18 protein-coding genes are annotated in these 25,614 nt (G+C 44.8%); 6 read left to right on the top strand and 12 right to left on the bottom strand.

The genetic code is table 11. The features are described 5' to 3' along the window. Positions 1–49 precede the first annotated feature (49 nt). From BMZ54_RS11565 to BMZ54_RS11525, 9 genes are all read right to left on the bottom strand, one after another. Entirely contained in the window at positions 50–388 is a 339-nt protein-coding gene (locus tag BMZ54_RS11565) for a hypothetical protein (protein ID WP_089910912.1), read from the bottom strand. A gap of 9 nt (positions 389–397) precedes the next feature. After that, positions 398–4,843 (bottom strand): DUF6443 domain-containing protein, encoded by a 4,446-nt coding sequence (locus tag BMZ54_RS11560; RefSeq protein WP_089910908.1) that lies wholly within the window; start codon positions 4,841–4,843, stop codon positions 398–400. A gap of 25 nt (positions 4,844–4,868) precedes the next feature. Continuing rightward, positions 4,869–8,519 (bottom strand): RHS repeat protein, encoded by a 3,651-nt coding sequence (locus BMZ54_RS11555; protein WP_089910904.1) that lies wholly within the window; start codon positions 8,517–8,519, stop codon positions 4,869–4,871. Positions 8,520–8,529: 10 nt separating this feature from the next. After that, positions 8,530–9,492 (bottom strand): hypothetical protein, encoded by a 963-nt coding sequence (locus tag BMZ54_RS11550; RefSeq protein ID WP_143080976.1) that lies wholly within the window; start codon positions 9,490–9,492, stop codon positions 8,530–8,532. 69 nt (positions 9,493–9,561) lie between these two features. Then, positions 9,562–10,878 (bottom strand): hypothetical protein, encoded by a 1,317-nt coding sequence (locus BMZ54_RS11545; protein WP_089910896.1) that lies wholly within the window; start codon positions 10,876–10,878, stop codon positions 9,562–9,564. A 68-nt stretch (positions 10,879–10,946) separates the two neighbouring features. Continuing rightward, a complete protein-coding gene (locus tag BMZ54_RS11540; RefSeq protein ID WP_238386552.1) occupies positions 10,947–12,419 on the bottom strand; it encodes a hypothetical protein in 1,473 nt (490 codons plus the stop codon). A 332-nt stretch (positions 12,420–12,751) separates the two neighbouring features. Continuing rightward, positions 12,752–13,552 (bottom strand): two-component system sensor histidine kinase NtrB, encoded by an 801-nt coding sequence (locus tag BMZ54_RS11535; protein ID WP_089910893.1) that lies wholly within the window; start codon positions 13,550–13,552, stop codon positions 12,752–12,754. A gap of 97 nt (positions 13,553–13,649) precedes the next feature. After that, positions 13,650–14,015 carry a cupin domain-containing protein gene (locus tag BMZ54_RS11530; RefSeq protein ID WP_089910890.1) on the bottom strand — a complete coding sequence of 122 codons (366 nt, stop codon included), beginning with the start codon at positions 14,013–14,015 and terminating at the stop codon, positions 13,650–13,652. A gap of 95 nt (positions 14,016–14,110) precedes the next feature. Then, positions 14,111–14,671 carry a helix-turn-helix domain-containing protein gene (locus BMZ54_RS11525; protein WP_089910887.1) on the bottom strand — a complete coding sequence of 187 codons (561 nt, stop codon included), beginning with the start codon at positions 14,669–14,671 and terminating at the stop codon, positions 14,111–14,113. A 326-nt stretch (positions 14,672–14,997) separates the two neighbouring features. On the opposite strand from BMZ54_RS11525, the gene BMZ54_RS11520 reads away from it, so the two are divergent. Together BMZ54_RS11520 and BMZ54_RS11515 are read left to right on the top strand one after the other, a co-directional pair. Continuing rightward, on the top strand, positions 14,998–15,558 hold the full coding sequence (locus BMZ54_RS11520) for a DUF1003 domain-containing protein (RefSeq protein WP_089910884.1): 561 nt from the start codon (positions 14,998–15,000) through the stop codon (positions 15,556–15,558). Then, entirely contained in the window at positions 15,555–15,809 is a 255-nt protein-coding gene (locus tag BMZ54_RS11515; protein ID WP_089910882.1) for a hypothetical protein, read from the top strand. The genes BMZ54_RS11520 and BMZ54_RS11515 overlap by 4 nt, the downstream gene beginning before the upstream one ends. Before the next feature lie 13 nt (positions 15,810–15,822). Here BMZ54_RS11515 and BMZ54_RS11510 read toward each other — a convergent pair whose 3' ends face one another. From BMZ54_RS11510 to BMZ54_RS11500, 3 genes are all read right to left on the bottom strand, one after another. Further along, positions 15,823–16,260 carry a YybH family protein gene (locus BMZ54_RS11510; protein WP_089910879.1) on the bottom strand — a complete coding sequence of 146 codons (438 nt, stop codon included), beginning with the start codon at positions 16,258–16,260 and terminating at the stop codon, positions 15,823–15,825. A 44-nt stretch (positions 16,261–16,304) separates the two neighbouring features. Then, positions 16,305–17,810, bottom strand: coding sequence for a hypothetical protein (locus BMZ54_RS11505; protein WP_143080975.1), 1,506 nt, complete (start codon positions 17,808–17,810; stop codon positions 16,305–16,307). A gap of 278 nt (positions 17,811–18,088) precedes the next feature. Further along, positions 18,089–18,436 (bottom strand): four-helix bundle copper-binding protein, encoded by a 348-nt coding sequence (locus BMZ54_RS11500; protein ID WP_089910873.1) that lies wholly within the window; start codon positions 18,434–18,436, stop codon positions 18,089–18,091. A gap of 141 nt (positions 18,437–18,577) precedes the next feature. Here BMZ54_RS11500 and BMZ54_RS11495 point away from each other — a divergent pair, with 141 nt between their 5' ends. From BMZ54_RS11495 to BMZ54_RS11480, 4 genes are all read left to right on the top strand, one after another. Next, entirely contained in the window at positions 18,578–19,171 is a 594-nt protein-coding gene (locus BMZ54_RS11495) for an RNA polymerase sigma-70 factor (protein WP_089910870.1), read from the top strand. Between the two features lie 135 nt (positions 19,172–19,306). Next, positions 19,307–20,533 (top strand): FecR family protein, encoded by a 1,227-nt coding sequence (locus BMZ54_RS11490; RefSeq protein ID WP_089910868.1) that lies wholly within the window; start codon positions 19,307–19,309, stop codon positions 20,531–20,533. Between the two features lie 280 nt (positions 20,534–20,813). Next, positions 20,814–24,086, top strand: coding sequence for a TonB-dependent receptor (locus BMZ54_RS11485; RefSeq protein WP_162277519.1), 3,273 nt, complete (start codon positions 20,814–20,816; stop codon positions 24,084–24,086). Positions 24,087–24,114: 28 nt separating this feature from the next. Then, a complete protein-coding gene (locus tag BMZ54_RS11480; RefSeq protein ID WP_089910860.1) occupies positions 24,115–25,563 on the top strand; it encodes a RagB/SusD family nutrient uptake outer membrane protein in 1,449 nt (482 codons plus the stop codon). Positions 25,564–25,614: the final 51 nt, after the last annotated feature.

The raw sequence follows: 25,614 nt of genomic DNA, 5'->3' as shown, positions 1-25,614 counted from the left end.
TCATGATATGATATGTTTGATAACATTATAATAAATCATGTCTCAATATTCACAGCGGATAATCACATTTCCAAGGATATGTAAACCTTTTGGGGTCAACACGAAGATCTAGCAGTAGGTCAATAAGTTCCTCTTCTGTATTTACGTAATATCTTTTCTGATTCAGCATATCTTCATCAGCAAAATACTCATCAGTTTTTTCCTTTTTAAGTTCAAAGTCCAGAATCGAATATATGTGTTCTGGAATGGTCTCATCTATAGGCTTCGAGTTAGGCTTGTAGATAGCAATCCATCTCCTATTTTGATCTGAAGTTGCACTTACCTCTACAGCGATGTGCCCCCCACTTTTAAGTCTGGTATTAATTGGATAATTAAATATACTTTCCATTGTAATTTATCATTCAAAGAAAATTCTGTATACAATTCCGCGTTCATCATGAACCTGTAGGTGTTTCATTGCTGCATGGGGATTATTAGCTCCATGATTGATTAAGTCCCCTGCCTCATCTACAGCATCATCCCAATGATAGGTGCCTTTTTTCCCAAAAAATCTCTTAGCTTCTGTGGCAGTCATACCAGTAGTATTTTTAAACCCTTTTCCATGATAGAGACCCAAATATAATTCTTCGGCTTCTGCACGAGTCTTGACTACTACATCTCTTGTTCCACTCGCCAATAATTTAGCTGCTCTGGCAACACTTCTACTTGACCAATCTATACTTCTTATTATCCTTCGAAAACTGTTGCCCACTTTAAGTAGCCCGGTGCCCCCTTCGAGACCTGCCGCATTGACCAATTCGTTCGGTATTCCCATCGTCGGTAGACGGCGTGCTTCAAGAATTCCATTAGTGCTGACAGCCCGTCCCCCATAATTTCTGTCTCCATTGAAAAAATGTCCTAACCAGCTTTGTTTTGCCAACACCTTATATCCAATGTGGGGGCCAAAGTAATAGTCAGTGTGAGCTTGAGATGGTGTAACGACCACCCCTGTCAAAGCAACAATATCCTCCTGTGTGTTAAAATCGGGCCACACAGCAGGTAAATCGTTAACATGAACAGTATCATCCCCGAAGGGGTCGCTCATGTTAATCGGATCGTTTAAAACATGGTTATATGGAGTGACATCTTCAAAACTTTCTGCCCTTGGATCTATTTGTAACCATCTTCCGATTTGTGGGTCCAGTGCTCTATATTGCGCGCTATAGTCCTGTATGTCAAAATCGCTAACCTTCTCAATGCCATTAAACAGATATTTATTTTGCAATTTGCCCGGTGCTGTTCTTGTAATTCCATACATGGAAAGTCCAAACGGGTAATAGTGAGTCTCTTCCAATAAAGGCCCTGTGATATTCTGTACAACGATATTGTCAAAATAAATGTCCTGTGGAGTTTCATTGCTGGTATAGACGTAGAGAAAGCCGCTTTTTTCAATTGGCATCTTGTCTACAGCCAGAGTCTGCAACTCATCGGGAGTACTTTTTACTTGCCGGACACCGCTATTCTCGTCCACTAAGTTAAACTGATCATCGAATAATGCAAAACTTAGATAAGCTTTTGGTCTGCCCAACAGATTTTCTTCCGTATCTTTTCCCTTTAGCCGTTGAAAATCATTGCTGGTCAGTTTACCCAGCGGGCTTCCAGCAGGTAATTGGTCAACATCGGTATGGGACATATCTCCCGAACCGGTGGAGCCTGTAAAAGCCTGTACCAAAGCGGCAAGCATATCTTCCGGTGACGCGGAATGATTGTCTTTGGGGCCGATGGATTTATAAAATGCCCTGGTGCCGATCTGTATAGTATCCCCGACCATCACTCTTAATACTATTGCAGGACCAATTTTCTTGCCGCCTTCCCTGGCATTTAATTTCGCGACGAACTGATTATCGGTTGTTGAAGTATCGACCACCACCTGGTCATCAGGGTATCCAACCGGTTTCGCAGCACGGGATTCATCTACATTGCTAAACAGTGCCGATTCTGTGGCTGCTCGTTCGGATTCCATTGTAGCAGAATACATAGTGAAATCTGACTGCTCAGTCAGCACCATTCTCACATTTCCGAGATTATCCTTGATGAAGTAATCATATTTATAATCAACGGGCTGACCGGCTTTATATACTGCGCGTACACGGCCCTCCTCGTGGCTTAAAAACTGAAGGGTATCATTCTGGTAGACAAACCCGTTAATATAGTCGGTGGTGGTAACCTTTGCAGGTGAGAAGCTCCTATCCGTCACAATCTTCCGCAACTTAGTACCTACGGCGTCGTATACATATCGTATATTTCCTTTACCAGTTATCTCAATACTATCAGGGAGATTCAGGTAATTGTACCTGATAAGCGGAATATTCTTATTGGCGTCACTGATAGTATTACCACTACTATCGTAACTGTAATCCGGTGTTTCGTTATTTGCGATTTCTTTAAAATCACCCAGCTGCGTAGTGGTGCTATTTTTTCTATCGTATACGTAGGACAACTTATTACTATTGGGCCTGTAGCCGTATTTTAGGCTATCTATCGTTTGAATGGATGTACCATTCACGCCCCGTCGTCTCATGTACTGAATATTTCCGTTAGCATCATAGCTCAGATCACTGACGGAAAAATCCATCTTATCTTTTGTCCAGGTAGAAGCTCCTTTATTAACCTGGTTAAATTCTGCGCCCAATAACCGGTTGGTATTATCATAAGTATAACCATAAGCGCGGGAAATACTGTCACTTTTACTTTTCCATTTAACGCCTGCAATATTGCTATTAAACTGATTGGTGGAAAATCCATAATCATAACAGTACTCCTGACCAAACCAGTTGGTGGCGGTACCCGCTGCATTTACATAGGTTTTATTAATACCTTTTAACCAGCCACGGATATTGTAATCATAGTTCAATGTTTCCAGCTGACCAGATCCTATTACTCCTAACCGTTTACTTTTTAACTGCCCGATAGAATCATAAGCGGTTAAAGAAATAGTACGTTTCAGGGCATCCAGATCATTCAGACGCTTTGAAATGGAATCCACCCGTCCCGCAGCATCATAGTGCGTCATGGTCCGCACGGTCGTTCGCGGGGTAAGTCCGCTTTGTGCATTCCGATGCCGCAGATAAGTGCTCAACATCTTGCCGGAAAAATCATACAGCGTAGTTAATGTATCTCTGCTGCCGCTTATATTATCAGCGATAGTTTGTATTAACCGGCCTTTATTGTTGTAGAAGTTTGTGGTTGTTAACCATTGATTATTGCCATCTAATACCTTTACTCTTTCACCGGTTACAAGCCCTTTAGTCTGCGTGGTTACTGCCGTATTGGTTTCATAATATGGATTGGTGCCTGCTTGGGGTAAACTGAAATCTGCCGTACCTGTGGTTACCGCACCGGTAAAATTATAATTATCATAATAAGTATAGATAAGTGGGGTAATAGCAGCTGTATTAATACCAGGCAATGGATTAGTAGCAACTACTATAAAGGTATCCTGCTTTGCAGTAGGATCAATTTCTACCAGCATTTCACCGGTGCCCGAATCAAACCCATTTTCAAAAGTAATACTGTTACCAGCCACATACCGCATTCTCCCATCATGATTGGCAGTTATCAGATCAGTAATTACAGGAATGCTATGTGTAATCGTCTGTACGTTGCCTGAAGCAGCATTCATACTTGTCTGCAAAGCATCGCGCGATATCATTGCTGCATAAAGTCCGATCATAGACTGACGGTTCAGTGAATCATAGAAGTTCGCCACCCATTGCCCACGCTGCCTTTGTGCACCATCCCGGCTAAATGCAAGGCGATCTCGCACATCATAAACCATTTCGGTAGAATCCGCACCAGGAATTTTCTTTATTATCATCCGATTAAATCCGTCATACCTATAGAAAAAGCAAAGCTCTCCGGCTGTCGCGACATCAATAGTCCAGTTGGTATTAATATTCACTACAGCCTTCGGGGGGATGATGCACCGCAGGTTTCCTATGTCATCATAAACGTAATACGTACATAGCCATCCGACGTGAGCTGCCGTAGTGCCTGTAAGCAGTTCTACTTTTTTCAACACAACCTGGCCGAGCTTGTTCGTATATTCTATTGTTCTTAGGCCCCTTTCATCTTTTGTTACATTTTTCAACAGCTGACCGGCGCCATATACACGGCCATTTACACTCGTGGGAAGGTTTCCCGTATTTGGTAAATCCCATATTCGTACACTATCGGCGCTGGAGTTTACCTGGTATTGTAGCTCTACTGGTTTGTCACCCCGTGTATTTCCCTTTGCCCAGCTGTTACCGGGTGCGTAAGTTTTTAATACCCGGTTAAGGGGGGATGCTTCATACTCGGTTTGCCAATAATAAATGGTTTCTCCTGCTGCGCCAGGCGCCAATGTTGCGTCTTGGTAAAACGCTTTTTGTCCGTTAAAGGGATCTGTTTTAAACTTTCCGTCGCCGGTGTTTCCGGTTTTGGGTACATAGGGCAGATACTTATACTGTTCACGTCCGTAAACATCGTATACTACCGGCTCCACCAGGTCTTTTGCCCCGGGAGTAAACGCCTTAGTGACTGCTTGTAAAGGCCGTCCTAATCCATCAAAGTACTGGGTACTTTGCTTTACTGCATTTACATCTGTTGAAGAGGTTACGGCTGCCGGATCAGATGTTGGCATACTGGGCTCCCAAGTCCGGATATAATTAATGGTTGTATTAGTATAAGCGCCTGGCGTTGCAACAGCCGTGGCTGTTGCGCGGGTACTGGTGTCAGGCTTGTTCTGGGCGGATAGCGAGAAGCTTATTCCCAGCAATGCAAGTCCTGCTCCTGCTTTAAGTATATATGATATAATTGATCGCATGTGTGCTGTTTTCAAGGGTTATCAATTACTGGGTAATAGGCTTCTGAAATTGGTAATCATATTGTTTAATGATCTTTCCATCCTGGTTTTTCACCAGCTTCAGGCGGCCAAAACCATCGTATTCATAATAAGTGGTTCTGCCATTAGCATCTGTCTCACTTGTTATTCCTAATAATGGCGAATAGGTATAGGTCATCACCATTGCACTTGTAGCAGCCAAACCAGTACGGATCTTATTTAACTCATCCCTGAGCTGCTGATCCGAAGAAGGATTGTCTAAAATATTCATATTACTAATAAAAGCACTGGCAGTACTGTAATCTGTGCCTATTATTTTAGCTACCGGGTATACTCCCTTGTATCCCCATAAGTAAACCTCTTTAACATCATCGGTCTTTTGCTGCTCTTGTGGGTTTCCATAGGCACTAACACTTGTTATCAGCATACGGTCAACATACCGGTTATCCGGCAGCAGAGCAGTTTTGGCGGTAGTAGTAAATGGAAGTACCCCTAAACTTTCGTTAGAAAATTTAAAGCCGCTTAGAGGAACAGGCCTATCTGTATTTAATAGTTTTAGCCTGTCAACAATTCCCTTACCACCTGTCTTATAAACAGTAATAGTTCCTTTCAAAATGCTTGCATTTCCACCGGCATCTAATTGGTAGGCAATATTTTCTATAGGCTTTGCAATGATATTAGCTGCCACCATATCGTCTATAAACGTTGTACCGGCTGCATAATCCTGCGGATAATTTGTATACGAGATCATCTTACGGCCATCACTTTTTGTAAGTTCAACCCGTGTAGGCAGCATGTGTGAAGGATTGTCATAGTAATAGGTAGTAAGATTACTGAGTGGATTGGCTCCATTTTGATCATAGGTGATCTGTTCGCTGGACAGCTGTTTTACCCAGCTGGTAATGTATTCATAAGTTGCGTAAGAAAACTCCCGGTCATCTCCCGCTGTAGGATTGTGCCACCATTGCGACTCTTCGAGTGGTGCACCAAAGTTGCCATAGGCCATTTGTCGAATCCTCAGGTTACGTTGACGATAGTAATAATTGGCAGCATTGTAGTCGTTAAAATCATATTTGTTATCCAGAGAATCTATTTTAATGTAAGTTGTCCCAGTTTTTTTATACGTTGACTTTGATAATAGCAACCCGCGTTTATACTCAAATGAATTAACAGGAAAAGAGGGGTCCTCTGCAGAAGATCCCGTCCAATAAGAAGAGTTAATATGTAACAAATTGATCGAATCTGAAATGAATGAAAAGTTGTAGCTGGTATATCCCAGGTCGTTGTTACCTGCATCCAGGTCCTTTTCTTTCACATGTGTATAACCTACGGCCGCCCCTTGCGTAAAACCCAATATGGTTTGGCTGGTACTGGAAATTTCTCTCAACTTTACTTCGGAATAACATACATTGAGCACACCGGTATATTTTTGATACACCCTTGCATAAGCAGGGTATAACAACAAATTACCAGGGTCGTATTCATATTTTTTTCTACCAGCCAGGGTATTATCATTGTTATAGCTTAGTATTTCCTTTACTCTAAGCCCACCTCCAACAGGTAACGCTCCGGTTGTTACATCATATTTATGATATGTGACAGTGGCAGTAACGCGGGGTATGATCCAGTCATCGTCCGCGGGATCCGGATCCGGGTACCGATCGTTCAAACAGTCTTCCAATGTTCCTGTATACAGCGGGCAGGAGTCATTAACAAAGATCCGATATGTTCCGAAGGATAAGGTTATTGGATTAACGTTGACATCAAAATCATAATATCCCCTTGAATTTGGTGTTACGGTACCCGTTGGAAAGTCATTCCAGGCATCCCAATAATATACATTCTGATATTGGCCAGATGATAATTTCCTGTCAATTTTCACGTACTGAACGGTTGCATCCCTTTTATTAGGAGGATGTGCATAGTCATTAAAATGCATCGATACCTGGGCATTGTTCTGATCAAATGGCACATCAAACTCCATCATTTTGCCTACAGGCTGAGTAAGATTCATGGATGCTGATGCGTGGGTTTCGATAATCGGCCCGGTACCATTCGCAGGGCTGGAAGGATCATACCTGTTGGCTTCATACTTAAATTCTGTATAACCGCCGGTTGGATAGGTGATCCTGCTAAGGGTTCCTGTTTGCACTGCTATTGTGTCTGGTTCCCTGTCACTGGACAAAGTACCGGCTGCGCTGCCCGGCATGCTTGCATCCGGTGGCAGCAAATTAGCGTTACTGGTTGCGGCATTATAGTAGCCCCAATGGTCCTGCGCAAACGAATTTAGTGAGCTTGCACCTTTAAGCGGTTCAGTGGGTGGCAAGTCTGTTCTGTTAATATATGTAAACCCATATTTTAACGGATCTGAAGAAGTACTGCCACTTGTCTTTAAGGAATCCAGGTAATAACGCCCGTTCAGGTAAGTGTACTGAAATTGTGTAGACCTGACGCGCGTACCCTGTAAATTAGAAACAACAATACTATCAAGCATTTTGCCCGTTGTACTGGCCATGTCCTGTCTAACGGTTGCTGCTTTGAACTCAATCTGGCCACCACGCCATTTAATCTTCTTTAATAGAGACTTGCCGATAACGCTACAATAACTTCTTTTCGCATTGCCCTGGGTTTCACCGTTAAACAATGTTTGATTGGTATTGTAAACCCCGTCGTATGTTCCGCAACCCTGATCAATAGTTGTATTTGGAGGAGCTCCTGCATGATAAAGAACGGTGGTAATAGCCCGGCAAGTTTGTGTGTATGGAAGTGCGTAGAACTCATTCTTATCATCGTATTCAAAATTAATCGTATCTGTTTTATTGGCCAGTATAACCTGGGTAAGATATAGAGCTGTCGTTCCCTGTGAGGCTATCTGACCAGTAGATTGTCTAACATTAGTCATCTCAATACCCTGCGTACTGATACCAAATTTGTATATATTTCCATTGGCATCGGCAATTTCCCATTGACCAGAGTTGGCAGTTCGGGTAGGCGGATTTGGCAGAAGATCGGAAAATGGGGTAAGTAAAAATTTCAGGTTGCTGGCCGGAATTGTTCTTACAACAAAGTTGCTATCGACCATTATCTTGCCGGACAAACCTGCAAAATTATAGTAGTACACATCCGATTCTGCATCTACCACACCATTTTTAATATTAATGAAAAGGTCGTAATCACTACTATTCAGGTTATAAAAATCTTTTATACCGGAACCAAATTTGAATGCTTTCGCTATTCCCCCATTGGGATTCTCATCATACCCCCCAACAACAGTTCTCCCAATCATCCCACCGGCACTTAATGACCAGTTGGTACCCACCCATGCGGATTTGTCATCTATTTTTACGCCGCCAGCATGATAGTTTAATGTTATTGGCAAGGTGAACCCATTGATATTTATCTCATATACCGGGATACTAATATTCGGAACACCCGTATATTGTGATACCGGCCACACCCCATATTTTCCCAGCGAGGCCGCTTCAGGCGAAGGAAGGGTAAGGACGGGCAACAATTTGTTATCTGTTCCCTGGCCATGCAACTCTGCACAGCTAAGTACTACCCAAAATAAAAAGGGAATTACGGCTTTACTAAACCATTTGACGGGGCTTAGGTTTCCAAAGACCAGCACCGTATATCTTTTGATAAGAATCTTCATATCAGGGTTATTATTTCTTTAAAGCTTGTTCCAAGTCTTTTATACGTTTATCCTGCGCGATGAGGTAAAGTGTCAATTCCTCCACTTTCCGCATCAGGATCTTATTCATTTCCCCCAGGTCCTGTCCCTCCTTTTCCACTATCGCGGCCGAAGGCACATCCGGTAAATGTTTATGTTCGAGGATATACTTTTCTATATCCATCAAAGCTGGCAATTGATAATCTTTCTCAAACACATAATCGGGCCAACCGCTGTACGCCTCTACCTTTACCCTGGTAAAAATAGCGTTACCATTTACGGCCAACTTATAACCTTTCGTATCCTGTGTGCCGATTCCTACAGACCCATTAGCCTTTACCATTAGCAAATTCTGACCATAACTATTAACAGCAAGAACATTGTTATTTGCGAGAACAGCCCCTGTTTTATTCCGGCCATCCAATACAACTGCTGCAAGATTCACATCCACGCTCGTTGGAGTGGTATCAGGGGCTTCACCCGTTATATAAATCCCAAATGGTCGTCCCGGAGACAAAGAACGTCCCACTATATTCGGTATAAAATATCCTACACTATTAGTGAGATTACCAATATTCAAATAGGCATCTGTTGGCGCCACATTTGACTGCGTGAATTTGCCGAGAAGTCCTCCCTGCAATCCATCAACATGTAATTTTGCTGCAGGATTGTTAATAGACCCAATGGCTACTTTTGCGTCTGAAGTAATGGTTACCACATCTGTCCAGGTGCTGGTATTATGGCGGGCCGCAATACGCAGATCTGTTTTAATGCCTGGATCATAGTTGTATATTTTATGGCCAAATCCGCTGCCATATGTGGATGTCAACCAAATAATACTTTTATTAATCCCTTCGTCGGTCTTTAGGGTATCAAAAATAAGTTGCTGGCCATTGCTGTAGTGATATGATAAGAGCAATAGTATAAATAAGTACAAACGTGTGATCCTTTCCATGAAGCTAAATTGCATTACAAGGAATTTTTTAAATTATATTTTAATCTTAGAATGACTTTTCATAGCAAATTATTTTTTGACACTATGACGCTGTGATTGGGCCTCCAGTTGCCGTAAACGTTCTTCCAGCGCTTTGTTACGTTTATTAATTTCGATAAGATAAAGAGTTACTTCCTCCAATTTCTTTGTCAATGTTTTATTTATTTCTCCCAAATCCAATCCCTCTTTCTCGACGATAGCCGCAGGGGGTATCTCAGGTAAATGTTTATTCTCCTTCACATAACCTTCCAGGGAATCCAATGGCATAAGTATGTATGGGGTCTCAAACACATAATCCGGCCAGCCGCTGTAAGCCTCTACCTTTACTTTAGTGAAAATGGCGCTGCCATTTACAGCCAGCTTGTAACCTTTCGTATCCTGAGTACCAATGCCTACAGAACCGTTACCTTTAACCAGTAAATAATTTTTCCCATAATTGTTGACGGCAAATACATTGTTATTGATTAATGTATCACCAGTCTTGTTCCTTCCATCAATTACAACCGCGCCATAACCAGTGTAGCTTCCTGAAGGAACTACATCTTCCGATTCACCAATGATAAAAAGGCCATATGGAAATCCCGGTGCTTTTGAACGCCCGGAAATTGCGGGAAAAAACAATCCGTTGCTGCCGGTTCCATTTGAAACGTTTAAATAAGCCTCTGAACCTGGAATGTCATTTTGCGAGAACTTTGCTAACGTAGTTCCTTGTAGCCCCTCTACATGCAACCTGGCAAGCGGGGTATCAGTACCTATACCAAGATTGCCAGCAAAATAGCTGCTCGTTGTTCCATTGAAATAAGCAGCATTATTGTATGACATTCCGTACTTATTAACATAAGAATCTACCGCTGTTTTGTATGAGTGCGAAGGCCCGCCTGATTCTACATATGGAAGGCTGTTTTGTACACCATCATATACAACCGGGTTAACAGCGTAATTTGATTTATACGAATAAGTCGTAGACCCGCGAAGCCAGATAATGAATCGGCGTGTAGCATTAGTTGTACTGGCATCCCTCCAGCCGGCGATAAAATCTACATTCGCCGCAGGTGCCTGCCTTATATCAACGTCGATAAAGTTTGAGCCATTACCCCAATTAGAAGAATGGAACCGGAATTTAGAAATCAGAGAACCACGAGCTGATCCATCCCGGTGATATTCTGATCGGCCAATTTCTAACTCTGTAGCATCGTTGTTGTACCAGCCTGCACTATCATTGAAAGTAACCGGATACCATTTGGTAAGATCGCCACCGACAGAAAAGGTACCGGAGATCTGGGCCTGGCCAGTAAGAGCAAAGGTCACAAAAAAAATACTAAACAATAAAAACTTAGCTTGTCTCATATAGGGAATTGATTATTTACAAAAGGAAAAACAAAAATAGATTCACATTACGCACTCTATCTGCATACTCAAAAATTATATCCCAACCTTAATTTTATAGGATCGGTTCTTGGCACATGTTGGTTATATAAAAAGTCATACAGCAAAATGACGTTGCCTTTCAGCTTGCTGTTGATCTTATACTTCTTACTAATGCCGATCAACGCACTCCCCTGCCAGTTGTCTACACTCTTTAACTGCTGTGTGTTCTGGAAATTGCTGGTGTAATTCTCTTCAAAGCCGCCATTCACATAAATGGTGCCTTTCAGCTTCCAGTCCAGGAAAGACCGCAGCCCCATGCCCTGGCTGGAAAAACGGATGTTATCAAACCCGGTGCCCATGCCTAATTTGTAAGCAGCGCCTACACCAGCAGTGCCGTTCTTATGGAATTTATAAGCTACCTGCCCGGCAATATCACTGGTGGTGGGATAGAATTGTGTAGAGCGGGCGAACTGCATGTTACCGCCAAACTCCAACCGCTGCACAAAGCTTTTGGTCTTCATTTCATTGGGCTTGAAGTCGGGCATGTCTGCCGCGTTATCTACATCCGGGAATTTCTTCTTCAGCTCATTGAACTGTTCCCTGGCCTGCGACATCTGCTGACTTACGGCTGCCCGTGCATCCGGCCCGCTGCCCCCTAAACGTTGTTGTATGAGCTGCTCCACCTGGTTGCGGGTTTGCAGGCCTTCCAGGTTTTGCGCAGTATTACTGCCGCCGGAGAGGTTGAACAAACTTGCCAGCTGAGAATGTTTTTGCAGGAAGTCGTTATAAGCCGGTACTTTCTTCAGAACTTCCATGGCTTTGGCCTCCGCCTTCTTTTTATCCTTGAGCACTTCTTTATACTCTTTCAGCTGTTGCCCGTAGTAATAAGCTTCCTTATTATATTCTTGCAGGTCTTTAGTGAAGCCGGTATACTGTGCAAGCTGCGCCTTCAATTGCTGCCGGCGTTCCCGGATATAGGCTTTGATCTGCTCTGCTTGTTGGAACTTCGCCTGCAGGTCCTGCACACTTTTCAGGGAGCCACTTACCTTGTCCTGTAAGGCTTTAGACTGGCCGCCAAGATTTTTGGCGTTTTTGAGAAAGGATAAAGAATTTTGCAGCGTATCCAGGTAACCGGAGTAATTAGCCCCTAATGAAGATGGATTATACTTGCCTGCTTTTTGCTGCAGCTTTGATTTTAAATTGCCGAGTGAATCAATAGAGTGACTGAAAATATTTTTCGCTGCAATGGAATCGATCTTTGCCAGTCTGGATTGCATTTTCTTTTCCTGCTTTTGCAGGCGTTGCAGAGCTTTGGCGGTGCTTTTGTCAACCAGCTGCTGCATTTTTTGAGACTTGCCAGTAACCTGTGAGAAATATTTAGCAGGTACCTGCGATACAGCAATAGCAGTGCTATCTGTGGTTTGTGCGCGCGTTGCGTAACCACTTATCAGGCACAGGAATATAACGGCAAAACAGATCAACCAATGGCTAACCGATGATGCGCTTTCATGGTAAGGCATGTACTCAATTTAATTTAGGGATCTGACTAGCGGGCATAGCACAGGCACTCACAACATCCACAAAATAGGGTGACTATGATCGCTTATGAAAACATGCAGTAGAAAGTATGGGTTTATGCACTTATGGGTAACAACATTACTTTCCAGGTATAGTTTCGGATGTAAAAGAAAATATTTTTTTTCAGCTTACCAACGTTAGCATTACATAATAAATAAACAAATATAATTCGTTTGCTATATAAATAAGATTCCCAGTCGCCTCTTTTTAATTATGCTGTTCTGCTTAAAAAAACAATGCGGGTTCAAAACAATGTGATCCTCAATTAACGCTCTTACTCAAAAACGCCATACTGATAATTCTTATCAAACAAAAGACTGAAACGTGTTCCTTCTCCCTCCTTTGACTTTACATCTATCTCTACATGATCTGACTCAAGGATCTCATACGTGGTCGACAACCCAATGCCTAATCCACCTTGCTTATTCGTAAAATAGGGTTTGAATATATTCTTCATGTTCTCCTTACTGATCCCGCATCCATTGTCTTCTATCTGGATGAAATATTTACCGTACACCGATTTAGTGGTCAGCTTCAGTATTCCTTTTCCCGAAGTCATTGCTTCAATGGCATTAATAATAATATTAGTCAATGCGATCTTCATTCTCAACCTGTTCATTTTTATCTTGCAATCCTGGATAGCATAATGCTTTATAACCTCAATATGTTTAAGTGTGATGCGATCCCCGGCCGTTTCAAGTACTTCATCCAGCAGCTGATGAACGGAATATTGCGCTGCCGGCATGTTCTCTTCCTGCTGGTAGTTAAGCAGCTCGGTGATCAGATCGTTGATCCGGATTGAGCTGCGCATAATAATATCCAGGTATACTTTCAGGTCATCGTTCTTTGTTACGGATTCAATCATACCAACGGATAAATTGATATTGGTCAAAGGGTTCCTAAGCTCATGCGCCATGGCTGTTAAAAACTGAACGGGATAATCCATCACTTTTTTAGGCGCCGGCGGCGTAGGGTGACTTTTACGATTTGTTGAGATCAGGTGGTTAGCTAAATTAATATATGAATCGTAACCAGCCAGGGATCTGGCTTTGGTGCGAACAGTGAGTGTTTTCATTATTCAGGGATTTAGTCGAAGTAAAGATGCATATATTTAACCCTATATCTGTTATAGGAAGCCATAAATTAGTTATATAATTCACAGGTTACTCCCCTTACTCATATCCGCTTTTGATAATAGTTAGGATCATCTTAAACCGCCCGTTTGGTTGTATGAAATTGGGCGCATGGGCAGGTATAATAATTCCCTGGCCTGATTCCAGGTTATGTGAAACCCGGTCAATTACGATCTCCGCCTTGCCTTCAATGATCTGGGCAAAAGTGTCAAAGGGAGAGGTCTTCTCCGTTAACCCTTCTCCGCTGTCAAAAGACATGATGCTAATATTACCGGTTGATTTCCTGATAATGGTTTTAATCACTACTGCATTGGCCATATACTCAATAATCTCAACAATAATGTGTGATTTTGATTTTTCGAGTTCTGCAAATTCCTGCTTGCCGCCGTTATGCTCATTATCCATAATGCAAAGTTTTATTTAACTGTAAGTGTCAGCCCCAAAGGTCCGGCTCCTTTTGCCGGCAAGCATTACATAACTTCATAAATATGTTTCATTATTCACACATCGTCTAGCATGGAGCGTCTTTTCTCCTTAAGCTGTTTAAAATGGGAAGGGGTCAGGCCGGTTGTTTTCTTAAACTGGGTGGAAAGATGCGCCACGCTGCTGTAATGCAACAGTGCGGCAATTTGGGTGAGATTAAGCTCATTGTACACCAGCAATTCTTTTACGCGCTCAATTTTATGGGTAATAATGAACTTTTCGATGGTAATGCCCTGTACTTCTGAAAAAAGGTTGGAAAGATAAGTGTAGTCGTGGTTTAATTTTGAGCTTAAAAATTCAGAAAAATTTATGGTCAGGGGTTCCTCTGAATAATGCACCAATTCAACGATCACATTCTTTATCTTCTGGATCAACACGCTTTTTTTATCATCCATTAGCTCAAGCCCCCACTTCAACAGGCCAGCCTTGAGCTGGTCATGTTGTTGGACTGAAATATTCTCCACAACTTCTACTTCGCCTAGTTCTACCACCGTATAATGCAATCCCAATTTGGTCAGCTCGTCTTTCAAGACCATTTTACAGCGGATACAGACCATATTTTTAATATAGAGTTTCAAGTGTTTTAATTAATAAGATGTTTTTACTATAAATGACAGTGCCGGGGAGAGAGGATGGCAAACCGGATATGCCGGTAGGATCTGTTCAAATATAGGCATAAATTCCCTCACCCGGCTATTTCAATGCAATTGACTATGCACAAAGAGCTTCCATATAAAGTAAGTTGGCCATAACCCGGTAATTGTTCATACCTTTGAGGTACATTTAATATATTACCCACCGCCACCCGCCAGGAATATCCGCATAACCTCAACTTTTTACGATGTGATCCGCTTGCATTTCAGAAAGGCATTGGAGGATTGTTGTAATAACTAAAAATCATAAAATGGATAATTATATTGACAGTTTGAATGATTTAAATTATTCAAAAGACGAGCGGCAGAAAAAACTGCGCCAGATGGTCGAAGATGCCATCAAGGAAGAAAAATTAATTGTTGACCGGCTGCAACATCCGGCAAAGGAAATCTTATCTCCGGGGGAAAAGCTTTCCGATAAAGTTGCTTTATTCGGCGGCAGCTGGAAATTTATTATTATATCCGCCATCATTTTAGCCCTTTGGATCTTCTTCAATAATGCTGTTATGAAGAGAATGGCCTTTGATCCTTACCCATTTATATTGTTGAATTTAGTGCTTTCCTGTATGGCCGCTTTACAGGCTCCCATTATTATGATGAGCCAGAACAGAAAGGAAAACATAGACCGGAAGCGGGCTGAAAATGATTATCTCATTAACCTGAAATCAGAAATTGAGATACGCAACCTGCATCAGAAAATAGACTTATTGATGGAGGAACAACTTCAAAGCTTAATGGAAGTACAATCAGTAGAAATAAAGCTCTTGCAGGAATTGCATGAAAAGTTTGACAGGCAAAATCATGTATTATGAATAATACGTTTTCAAAAAAACAATTAATGCAGGCCATCATTCGTGTTACTACAGAAATGGGAATGAACTACCCGGAGCTGTATACATTTTTGGATGAAACGCCTTTATTCCTTTCCAACAAAATGGATCATGAGGTCTCGTCTGCTGATCTTACAGAATATTTTGATACACTTAAAGGTCAGATGCGGAATTATGTCAGAACTCATTCAAAAAATATATCCGGGAATTATGGAATCGCAAGGCCGGCATGATGGGAATGTTCCATTATGGCTTCGAACTCACATCTGCCTTACCAGTCTTCAGATCCACCGGCACCGAAACATGTTCCAGCACAATCAGCCATTTACCCCTGATCTTACGATAACCATCCGTAACCCTCACAGTCCGGTCAATCGTATGTCCCTGCATATCAGTACCCGTAACCCGCTGAATGCTGTGACTGAATCCGAGGTTGCCATCCACGGTGATGCTGAGATCAGTAATAGCGATCTTCGGCGTACCCTTGAAGTGCGTGAAGAAACCCTCCCAGGCCTTGCGATATTCATCAGCACCAAGATGCTGCCTTGGCGGCACAACATCAAAAACTACGAGACTATTGTCCGGTATGTAGTTCTCCATCATTGCATCAATGTCTCCGGCGTTGAAGGCTGATACAAACCTGTCCTCAAGCGCCCGGATCGCGGCTTCATCATTAGTTGTCATATCTTCCTGTTTTTTAGTTTGTGCAGTAGCCAGGAATTAAACGCCTACTTCTCCCTCACCCTATACAAATACAGATCCCCATACTTCTCTATCGCTCCTACCCTTTTATCGATCAGCTCCAGCTTAAAACAATCCACAAACTGCGGATCCAGCTTAGCCAGCGCTGCCGGCGAATAAATAGTCATGAAATACACATACCGTAAATTATTATCTGCTATATACTTCATCATACCATTATAATGAGCGCTTTCACCATTAACAATCGGCTTAAACACATCTGCCTTCCACTTCAAAAAAGTTACTTCCTGGCCCAGGTCCACGCAATAAAAAGGCTTATCTACAAAAGCAGACAATACATTCAAACACCAATAGTCCGTAACGATTTTATCACTGGGCGGTACTTCCGAAAATAACCCATGTGCTCTATAAGCATTTGAAAAAGGGTAACGGATATCTTTTGTAACAGCGATCGCACCACCTGCCAGCTGCAAAACCAGCAGTATACCTGCCAATCTACGCGTCGCAAGAGTGGTAGGCGTTTCACTGGCATACAACCAATAAGCCACAATAAACCCTATATAAATAAACCCTACATAACGCGCGCTGGTCAAAGGAAAAATAGCAGCGGTAGCAAAGGTGAGCAATAAATTCACTCCAAACAGAAGCAGGCTTTTCTTGTTACCACGCAGTATAAAATACACCAGCACCAGTAAGCCTAATGATAAAATTGGGTTAACGATCTTTAACACCGGGTATTGCCGCTGTGCGCCTATCAGGAATTGTGTATTCCAGAAATGGCCGTCCCACCAGACAGGTATGGGCATCAGTGCCCGCAAAGGCGCCAGTACAATAGTGGCCGCCTGCTGTTTTAGCTGCCACTTATTGCTAAAGAATTGCGGGTTTAACACACTGTCTGATGGCGGAAAAACAAAGCTGAGCGCCGGAATGGCCAGCAATATCCCCAGCACCCCATGCAAAACCAGTAAACCGGCTTTCTCCTTTTGTTCTGCGCGGTATATTAAGAAGTACAGGTGCAGGCTGCCGGCCAGGAATATGCCCAGCAAATGAGTATTGGTTAATAAGAACAGCAGCAGGTAATACAATAGCAGCTTACCCCGGAACTGCCGGTGTATGATCATGCAAATGCAAAAAGCCAGTAGCAAGCCAATGGCATAGTTCCGGCTTAAGAGCGTGAACTCGAACAGTAAGTAATAGCCAAACGGCATCCATATGCGGCTTGCAACAGGTATATCAGAATGGAGCAGCAATATAAAAACGGCCACGATAGCAATACACAGGTGCACAGCCTGTATGCCGCCCAGGTTATGTGTGAACTTTGAGATGGTAAAAAGGATCAGGTACCATAACGGAGGATGCCCTTCATAACGAATATTGCTGAGCAGCTCCCACACAGTTTTACTGGCTTTGGCAATGTTCCAGCTATGGTATTCATCGCCCCACAGCTCGTGGCGGTACATGGCAAAGCAGAACAACATTACGTAGATAATAAATACTGCCCAAAGCAATGGTTTGGCGGATGTGGATCTCATTTGGGTGGTTTGCTTGTATAAATCTACCCCCAAAAGAAGATATTATTTCCGGCATTAACAAACAAACATCGACGAACAAAAAGAGGAGCTCTCAAAAAGTAAATGAAGGAATTGCCTGAACAACGGATGGCAAGAGAAGACGTCTCAAAAAAAACGAAGACTTTAGGATCGTTTAAACAGCAACCGGTCTCCACCAGTACCTAAAAGGGCGTCTCGAAACCATGTTTCTTTTCAAACATAGGTAAGAGACGCCCTTCCCCGTAACAAAATAACTTCCCTTAATGCCCTACAGCTGCCATCTCCTCACAAGCAGTTGCACATTTTCTACACATGTCGGCACACCTTCTACAATGTTCCATGCCCTGCTGAGCATGTTTTTCGCATTCATCCGCGCAGGCATTACAAATGTCAGTACATACGCGGCATAGCTGATCGCTGAACCGGCCTTCCAGGCTCATTACAGTGGCAGCGGCATTACAGATCACGGCACACTCAAGATCAAGCTGGATACAGGTCTTCAGCATTTCTACATCCTTTTCATTCAAACAGGCCACAGCGCATTGGTGGCAGGCGGTAGCACAATCCTGGCAGGCTTCCAGGCATTGTTGATACTGTTGATTGGTCATAAGAAATGTATTACAGGTTAAACAATCGTATTTGCTATTATGCCGCAATATAGCGGCCAATTATAGTGCGGAGTCCCCTTGTCGTCTTAAAAGGATTATTAATTAAATTTTCCTACTTTTAGCGCAAGGCGTCTCACTGGTATGCACATACAGTATAATGATAAGGAACTATTCCAGCTGATCTCGGAAGGCAACGAATCCGCTTTCCGGCTGCTCTTTCGCAGGTATGTTCCGGAGCTGCGCCCTCTCATCCTCCACCTCACCAAAGCCCCCGCCATTACAGACGATATTATACAGGAAACCTTTCTGCGCTTATGGATCAGCCGTGATAAGCTGGTTGAAATAGAAAACCCGCACTCCTGGCTGCTGCGCATTGTCTTTCATCAGTCATTCTCCTACCTCCGTAAACAGGCCGTGCATCATAAAGTAATGGATGCCATTAGCACCCATGCCGCGGCAGAAGAGCACATCAGCACTACAGAGGAAAGTATCATCTACCATTCCATGTTGAAACAGGTAAGCATTGCCGCCGCACAGCTACCTCCGCAGGCTAAACGTATTTACCTGCTAAGCCGGGATAAGGGCCTGAAAATACCGGAGATCGCCCGGGAGCTGTCTATTTCCCCCAATACCGTAAAAAATTCCCTGGTAAGGTCCTTACAGTTTATCCGCAAACAGCTGGAGCTGTCCGGCTACCTTTTTCCCACCCTGCTCATATGGCTGCTAACCGCCTGAAAAAAAAATTTTCTTGTCCATAGGTCCTAATCTTTTACTTACGCGTCTGTTAATACAGGGGACTATCCGCATGCCGGATTCTACGTTTATGAGATTGCCACGTTTAACATTGAAACAATCCAAAAACATAACAAATTGTCTATACAAGACCGTTTAGCATACCTGTTGCAACAGGCTGTGCGCCAGACTGCTACCGCTGCAGAGCTACAGGAATTATCGGACCTGGTACAGGCCGACCAGAGCGGCGATACTGCCCGCCTGGTGGAAATGCTGCTGCGCAAAGATCTTCCACCCGGAACAGCAGAATATGATGAGGCCTACTGGGACCAGGTAGCCAATAATATACTGGCAGCCGACCGCCCGGAGGAAACGACTGCAGGCAACGTAATACCGCTGCCACAACGCCGGCGCGGGTGGATGGCAGCAGCTGTTATAACCGGTGCCGTACTGCTCTCCGGAGGGGCGTACTGGTTATTACAAAAGCCCGCTCCTGCCCCGCTGGCTACTGTTACGCCGGCGCCTGCCCACGATGTTGCTCCCGGTGGCAACAAAGCAGTGCTGATCCTGGCAGATGGCACCCAGGTACCGCTGGATAGCACCGCCAATGGCGTGCTAGCGCAGCAAGGCAATACAAAGGTTTCCAAACCCGGTGCCGGACAGCTTACCTACACACAGCAAACAGCAGGCAGCACAGCGCTTACACAATACAATACCCTGCGCACGCCACGCGGCGGCCAGTTCCAGGTAACCTTACCGGATGGCACCAAAGTATGGCTGAATGCCGCCAGCACCTTAAAATATCCCACTGCATTTACCGGCGCCAATCGGCTGGTAGAGCTGAACGGCGAAGCCTATTTTGAAGTAGCAGCCAATGCCGGTAAACCTTTCCGGGTAAATGTGCTTACCCATACCGGCGGCAGTCCGGATAGTATGCAGGTAGCTGTGCTGGGTACCCATTTCAACATTATGGCGTATGAAGATGAGCAGCAGGTAAGAACCACCCTGCTGGAAGGCGCCGTACGCGTAAACAGCCATGGCAGCAGCAAACAGTTGCGTCCCGGCCAGGGCGCCAGCCTGGATAAACAACAACGCACACTCACCTTACAGGACAATACAAATACAGAAGAAGCAGTAGCCTGGAAGAACGGCTTTATACAATTGGAAGGCAACGACATTACCTCCGCCATGCGGCTCATAGCCCGCTGGTACGATGTGGAGGTGGTTTACAAAGCGCCCGTGGCTGCGCACTTCCGGGGCATCATACCCAGGAATGTGCCCGTATCACAGGTATTAAAAATGATGGAGCTAACCGGCGAAGTACACTTTGAAATAAAGGGAAAACAGCTGATCGTATCGCCATAATCTATGCCACTTAAAAAAATGCTACGTTAAAAAACTGAACACATGAGTCCTTAATGTTTATTCCTACACCCATTTAGTTTTAGTAAAGGCAAAAAAAACCGGGAGCGTTCGCGGCGCCCCCGGTCAATTCAGGCCTGTAATTACAATCGCTTACGGCAATTTTCATTATCAACCCAAACCATACAAATGTATGCAATTGACGCTTTTTTCCCAAAGCGGGCTAAGAAGGCTCGCGTGGGGCAAAACATTTCCACGATTATTAGTAAAAACATTCCTGATCATGAAATTAACGGTGCTTTTGATGACCATTACCCTGCTGCAGGTACATGCGGCCGGGTATGCACAAACAGTTACCCTTTCGCAACGGAATATTTCCCTGGACCAGGCGTTTAAAGAGATCCGGAAGCAAACCGGCTATGCCTTCCTATATACGGATGAACAGCTGCAGCACCTGCCGAAAGTGAGCCTGGAGCTGAAGAATGCCTCCCTGCAAACGGCACTGGATGCCTGCTTTCAGGGGCAGCCGCTTACCTACAGCATCTCGGATAAAGTGATCATTATTAAACGCAAAGCGCTGCAGGCGCCCGCTGAAATTGTACCGCCGGATCAGGAAATAAAAGGCCGCATCACCAATGAAAAAGGCGAGCCGCTGCCCGGTGTAACCGTACAGCTGAAAGGCACCACCCGCGGTGTGGTAACCAATGAAAACGGTGAATATTCCATCACCGTACCTGCCGGCAACGCCATACTGATTGTTTCATCCATAGGCTATAATAAAGAAGAGATACCGGTATCCGGTAAAAATGAAGTATCTGTTACGCTGCAACCTTCCGCCTCCAACATGAATGAGCTGGTGGTGGTAGGTTATGGCGAACAGAAAAGAGGCGCGCTTACCAATTCCATTACATCTGTTTCAGCTGCTGCGTTCAAAGATCAGCCGGTGAACCGCCTTGACCAGGTGTTACAGGGCAGGGCCGCTGGTGTGCAGGTAACCAATGCAGCCGGCTCTCCGGGTGGTAGCGTAAGGATCCGCATACGCGGCTCCAACTCCATTAATGGGGATAATGGCCCGCTGTATGTAGTGGATGGTTTTGTAGGCGCGGAATTTTTTTCCATTAACCCGGACGATATTGAATCCATTCAGGTGCTGAAAGATGCCTCTGCCACTGCCCTTTTCGGTAGCCGCGGATCCAATGGCGTAATCATAATTACCACTAAAAAAGGCAGCAAGGGCGGTTTAAAGGTGAACTTTACCAGCCGTTACTCATCCGCCACCGTTATCAAAAAACTGGACCTGCTGAATGCCGGCGACTTTGCGGAAACGGCCAATGCACATGCCGCAGCCGTAGGTACCACTAAACCGTTTACAGATGCGCAGGTAGCAGACTACCGTGCAAAAGGCGGCACCAACTGGCAGAATGAGGTCTTCCGCACAGCGCCCAGCCAGGAATATTTACTGAGCCTTTCCGGCGGTAATGATAAATCCAGTTACTTTATTTCCGGCAACTACCTGGATCAGGATGGCGTGATCAATAATTCATTCTACAAACGTTACACTGTAAGGTCTAACATCAACGCCAACCTGGCCAAAGGCATCTCTACTTTCCTGAACATTACCGGCTCTTACAGCTCTGCGCAGAATGTAGATATACCGGCAGACGGCCCTAGCAGTCCATTAGCGCAGGCTATTACCTGGTCGCCTACTGTACCCGTACGGCAGGCTAATGGCAGCTATACCGTCAGTGATCCCGTAGGTTCTCTTTTCTACAACCCGGTAGCATTAACTACCGACCGGCTGGCAGTAACAGAAAGAATGCTGGCTAACATGATAGGCGGCTTCCGTTTTGAGCTGTTGCCCGGCCTGAGCTATAACCTGCAGTATGGCGTCAACTATCTTGATTATGATAATAAGAGCTTTGCAGGCAAGGTTACCAATGGCGGCACTGCTACCAGCAGCTACCGCTCTAATAAAGAGATAAGGCTGCAGAATACCAACACCCTTAACTATCGCCGCTTATTTAATAATGTGCATAGCCTGGATGTTACAGCAGTGGCGGAATACCAGCAATCTACGTACAACTATGTATCTGCCGGTGCATCCAACCTTACATATGAAAACTTTCAGTGGAATAACCTGGCATTAGGTACGCCCGGCAGTCCCGGCTCGGGTTATTCAAAATGGGGGCTGTTCTCGCTGATAGGCCGTGTTAACTATGGCTATAAAGATAAATACCTCGTATCCGGCGCCTTCCGGCGCGATGGTTCTTCCAAGTTCCAGGGCAATAGTAAGTACGGTTATTTTCCTTCTGTGTCAGCAGGATGGGTGATCAGCAACGAACCGTTTATGCAGGATGTGCCTGTGCTTAGCACCCTGAAGCTGCGCGGCAGCTGGGGTTTAACAGGCAACCAGGGTATTAATCCATATAGTACTTTTTCATCCTACTCCAACAGGATAGCCTCCTTTACCAACAGCACTTTCCTGAACGGTATTGTGCTGGGCAACATTGGTAACCCTGATCTTAAATGGGAAACCACTGAGCAAAAAAATGCAGGGCTGGATGTGGGCCTTTTTAACAACCGTGTAAATCTTACAGCAGATTATTTTGTAAAAGAAACGCGCGACCTGCTGCTGAATGAAACCCTGCCCCTCTATCTGGGCGGTAATACCATTACCCGCAATGTTGGTACAGTGCAGAACAAAGGCTGGGAGCTTTCAGTGGATGCCGCTGTAATAGACAAAGGCGCTGTTAACTGGAATACCTCGCTGAATGTATCGCTCATTAAGAACAAGGTGATATACATAGGTGCAGGTAAAAAAATGATCTTTGATCCAAACACCCGTAAAATAGGCGGTGGCATGTCACCGCAATCAGAGTTTGTGGTAATGCCGGGGCAGCCGCTGGGCGCCATCTGGGGCCTTACTTACCTGGGCACCTGGAAACCGGGCGATGCAAAGGCAGCAGAATATGGCGCCAAGGCCGGAGATTCCCGCTACCAGGATCTGAATAGTGACGGCCTGATAGATGCCAATGACTACGGCGTAATAGGCACGGGCATTCCCCGCACTTCCATTGGCTGGAACAATACAGTTACCTACAAGTCCTTTACCCTGAACCTGATGTTCCAGGGCCTGTTTGGATTTGATAAGCTGAATTATAATAAAGCCGCTGCCATGTACTACGGCGGCGATGCAAGGGAAGCTACGCTAACGGAGATCAAAGACCGTTACATCCCCGGCGTTAATGAAACATCGGATATCCCTGCCTTCAGCACCACTAACCGGAACTTTACGCAAAGCACCCGTTTCCTGGAAAAAGCAGATTTTCTGCGGCTGAAGAACGTGAGCCTGTCTTACGATATACCTAAGTCAAGGATAAAAAATGTACTGGGCGTTAAAGTATTTGTAAGCGCCACTAACCTGCTCACCTTTACCGGTTACAGCGGCATAGATCCGGAAGCTAATTCCGATGCGGGCGATCTGCGGCAGGGTATTGACTTTGGCTCTTACCCGAATGCAAAAACCATTACCGGGGGCGTTACCCTTAGTTTTTAATATAACGTACATGATTAAACGACTCCACATGAAAAAGATATACATAGCGGCCTTGCTGCTGCTAACAGCAGGCTGCAGCAAAGAGTTAACGGAAAATCCCAGGGGCCTGGTAGGCGGCGCTGCCGCCTTAAGCAGCCAGGCAGGCCTTGAATCGGCGCTCACCGGTGCATACGGCAGCTTAATGGTACCCTGGACCAGCGGTTTTACCAGCGTGTCGCAAATAGCTATGACCATGGGCGGCGATGACCTCACCACCCACCCCGGCTCCAATAAAGAAGAGTTCCGGGAGTTTGACCGTTTTAATGTAACCTCCCTGAACAGCCGCATGACACCCATCTGGCTGGGCTGTTACAAAACCATACAATCCACCACCAACATCATTAACAACTATACGCAGGTGCTGGATGGTAACCAAACCACTGTACAAACCATTGTGGGGGAAGCTAGCTTCCTGCGCGCGCTGAGCTATTACTGGCTTACGCGCCTCTGGGGCGAGGTGCCCATTATTCCTTCCGAACAATACTCTCCTGAATTGCTTACCCTTGGCAAAAGCAAGCCTGCTGAAATATACAAGCTGATAGAAGAAGATCTGGCAAGAGCCGAAGAATGGGTGCCCAACAAAAAACGCGATCCGGGAAGGCCCAACAAAGGCTCTGTAAAAGCGCTGCTGGCAGATGTGTACCTCACAGAAGCCGGCTGGCCGCTGAAAGATCAGTCTAAATACGCCATGGCAGCCGCTAAGGCCAAAGAGGTGATAGACCATAAAGCAGATTACAGCTTTGATCTGTACCAGGATGGGTTCTTAAAGATCTTTGCCGGTGGCACTGTTGAAGATGTGTTCACGCTTTTTACCCGCGGGCAATGGTCTACCTACAACTCATTTTACGGCCTGTCCACCATGCCGGAGAATGAAGGCGGCTGGAGCGATTTTTTCCCTGAGCTGAAATTCTTTAACAACTTCCCGGCAGGCACCCGGAAAGATGCTACTTTCTCCACCGAGTTTGTAGTAAGTGGCGATACTATTCCCTGGCAGCAAACCACCACCAAACACCCCTATTATAAAAAGTTCACCATACAACAGGCAGGCGACAAAGCCGTGTATATGTCTAACAACCCGGTGATCATGATCCGGTATGCGCATGTGCTGCTGATCTATGCAGAAGCACAGGCAAGATCAGCAGGCACGCCTAACGCAGACGCATATACTGCGGTGAATGCCGTGCGCCTGCGTGCAGGCTTACCGGCCCTGGCCGCAAATATGACGGGCGCTGATTTTGCTGCGGCAGTGGTAAATGAACGCGCCTGGGAATTTGCCGGTGAATGGAACCGCTGGTTTGACCTGGTGCGGCTGGACCAGGTAGCTGCTGCCAATGCCGGTAAAGACCCTGCCGACCTGCAGCCCGCAGGCCCCATTACCCAGGCCAGCTACTGGATGCCCATACCTGGTGTGGATGCATTGGTGAACCCGAATTTATAACACAACCCAGGATGATTGTCCTATGAAACAATAGCCAGAAACCACGTATTA

The organism is Chitinophaga rupis (assembly GCF_900109685.1).
GTDB classification, from domain to species: Bacteria; Bacteroidota; Bacteroidia; order Chitinophagales; family Chitinophagaceae; genus Chitinophaga; species Chitinophaga rupis.
This window is presented reverse-complemented; position numbering and strand designations above follow the sequence as displayed.

What these genes read in the sequence shown, in the direction of transcription:
- BMZ54_RS11530 (WP_089910890.1), bottom strand. Translation starts at nt 14,015, where the DNA reads ATGGATAATGAGCATAACGGCGGCAAGCAGGAATTTGCAGAACTCGAA.
- BMZ54_RS11495 (WP_089910870.1), top strand. Translation starts at nt 18,578, where the DNA reads ATGCACATACAGTATAATGATAAGGAACTATTCCAGCTGATCTCGGAA.
- BMZ54_RS11505 (WP_143080975.1), bottom strand. Translation starts at nt 17,810, where the DNA reads ATGAGATCCACATCCGCCAAACCATTGCTTTGGGCAGTATTTATTATC.
- BMZ54_RS11555 (WP_089910904.1), bottom strand. Translation starts at nt 8,519, where the DNA reads ATGAAGATTCTTATCAAAAGATATACGGTGCTGGTCTTTGGAAACCTA.
- BMZ54_RS11540 (WP_238386552.1), bottom strand. Translation starts at nt 12,419, where the DNA reads ATGCCTTACCATGAAAGCGCATCATCGGTTAGCCATTGGTTGATCTGT.
- BMZ54_RS11485 (WP_162277519.1), top strand. Translation starts at nt 20,814, where the DNA reads ATGAAATTAACGGTGCTTTTGATGACCATTACCCTGCTGCAGGTACAT.
- BMZ54_RS11545 (WP_089910896.1), bottom strand. Translation starts at nt 10,878, where the DNA reads ATGAGACAAGCTAAGTTTTTATTGTTTAGTATTTTTTTTGTGACCTTT.
- BMZ54_RS11535 (WP_089910893.1), bottom strand. Translation starts at nt 13,552, where the DNA reads ATGAAAACACTCACTGTTCGCACCAAAGCCAGATCCCTGGCTGGTTAC.
- BMZ54_RS11515 (WP_089910882.1), top strand. Translation starts at nt 15,555, where the DNA reads ATGAATAATACGTTTTCAAAAAAACAATTAATGCAGGCCATCATTCGT.
- BMZ54_RS11550 (WP_143080976.1), bottom strand. Translation starts at nt 9,492, where the DNA reads ATGGAAAGGATCACACGTTTGTACTTATTTATACTATTGCTCTTATCA.
- BMZ54_RS11510 (WP_089910879.1), bottom strand. Translation starts at nt 16,260, where the DNA reads ATGACAACTAATGATGAAGCCGCGATCCGGGCGCTTGAGGACAGGTTT.
- BMZ54_RS11480 (WP_089910860.1), top strand. Translation starts at nt 24,115, where the DNA reads ATGAAAAAGATATACATAGCGGCCTTGCTGCTGCTAACAGCAGGCTGC.
- BMZ54_RS11560 (WP_089910908.1), bottom strand. Translation starts at nt 4,843, where the DNA reads ATGCGATCAATTATATCATATATACTTAAAGCAGGAGCAGGACTTGCA.
- BMZ54_RS11520 (WP_089910884.1), top strand. Translation starts at nt 14,998, where the DNA reads ATGGATAATTATATTGACAGTTTGAATGATTTAAATTATTCAAAAGAC.
- BMZ54_RS11565 (WP_089910912.1), bottom strand. Translation starts at nt 388, where the DNA reads ATGGAAAGTATATTTAATTATCCAATTAATACCAGACTTAAAAGTGGG.
- BMZ54_RS11500 (WP_089910873.1), bottom strand. Translation starts at nt 18,436, where the DNA reads ATGACCAATCAACAGTATCAACAATGCCTGGAAGCCTGCCAGGATTGT.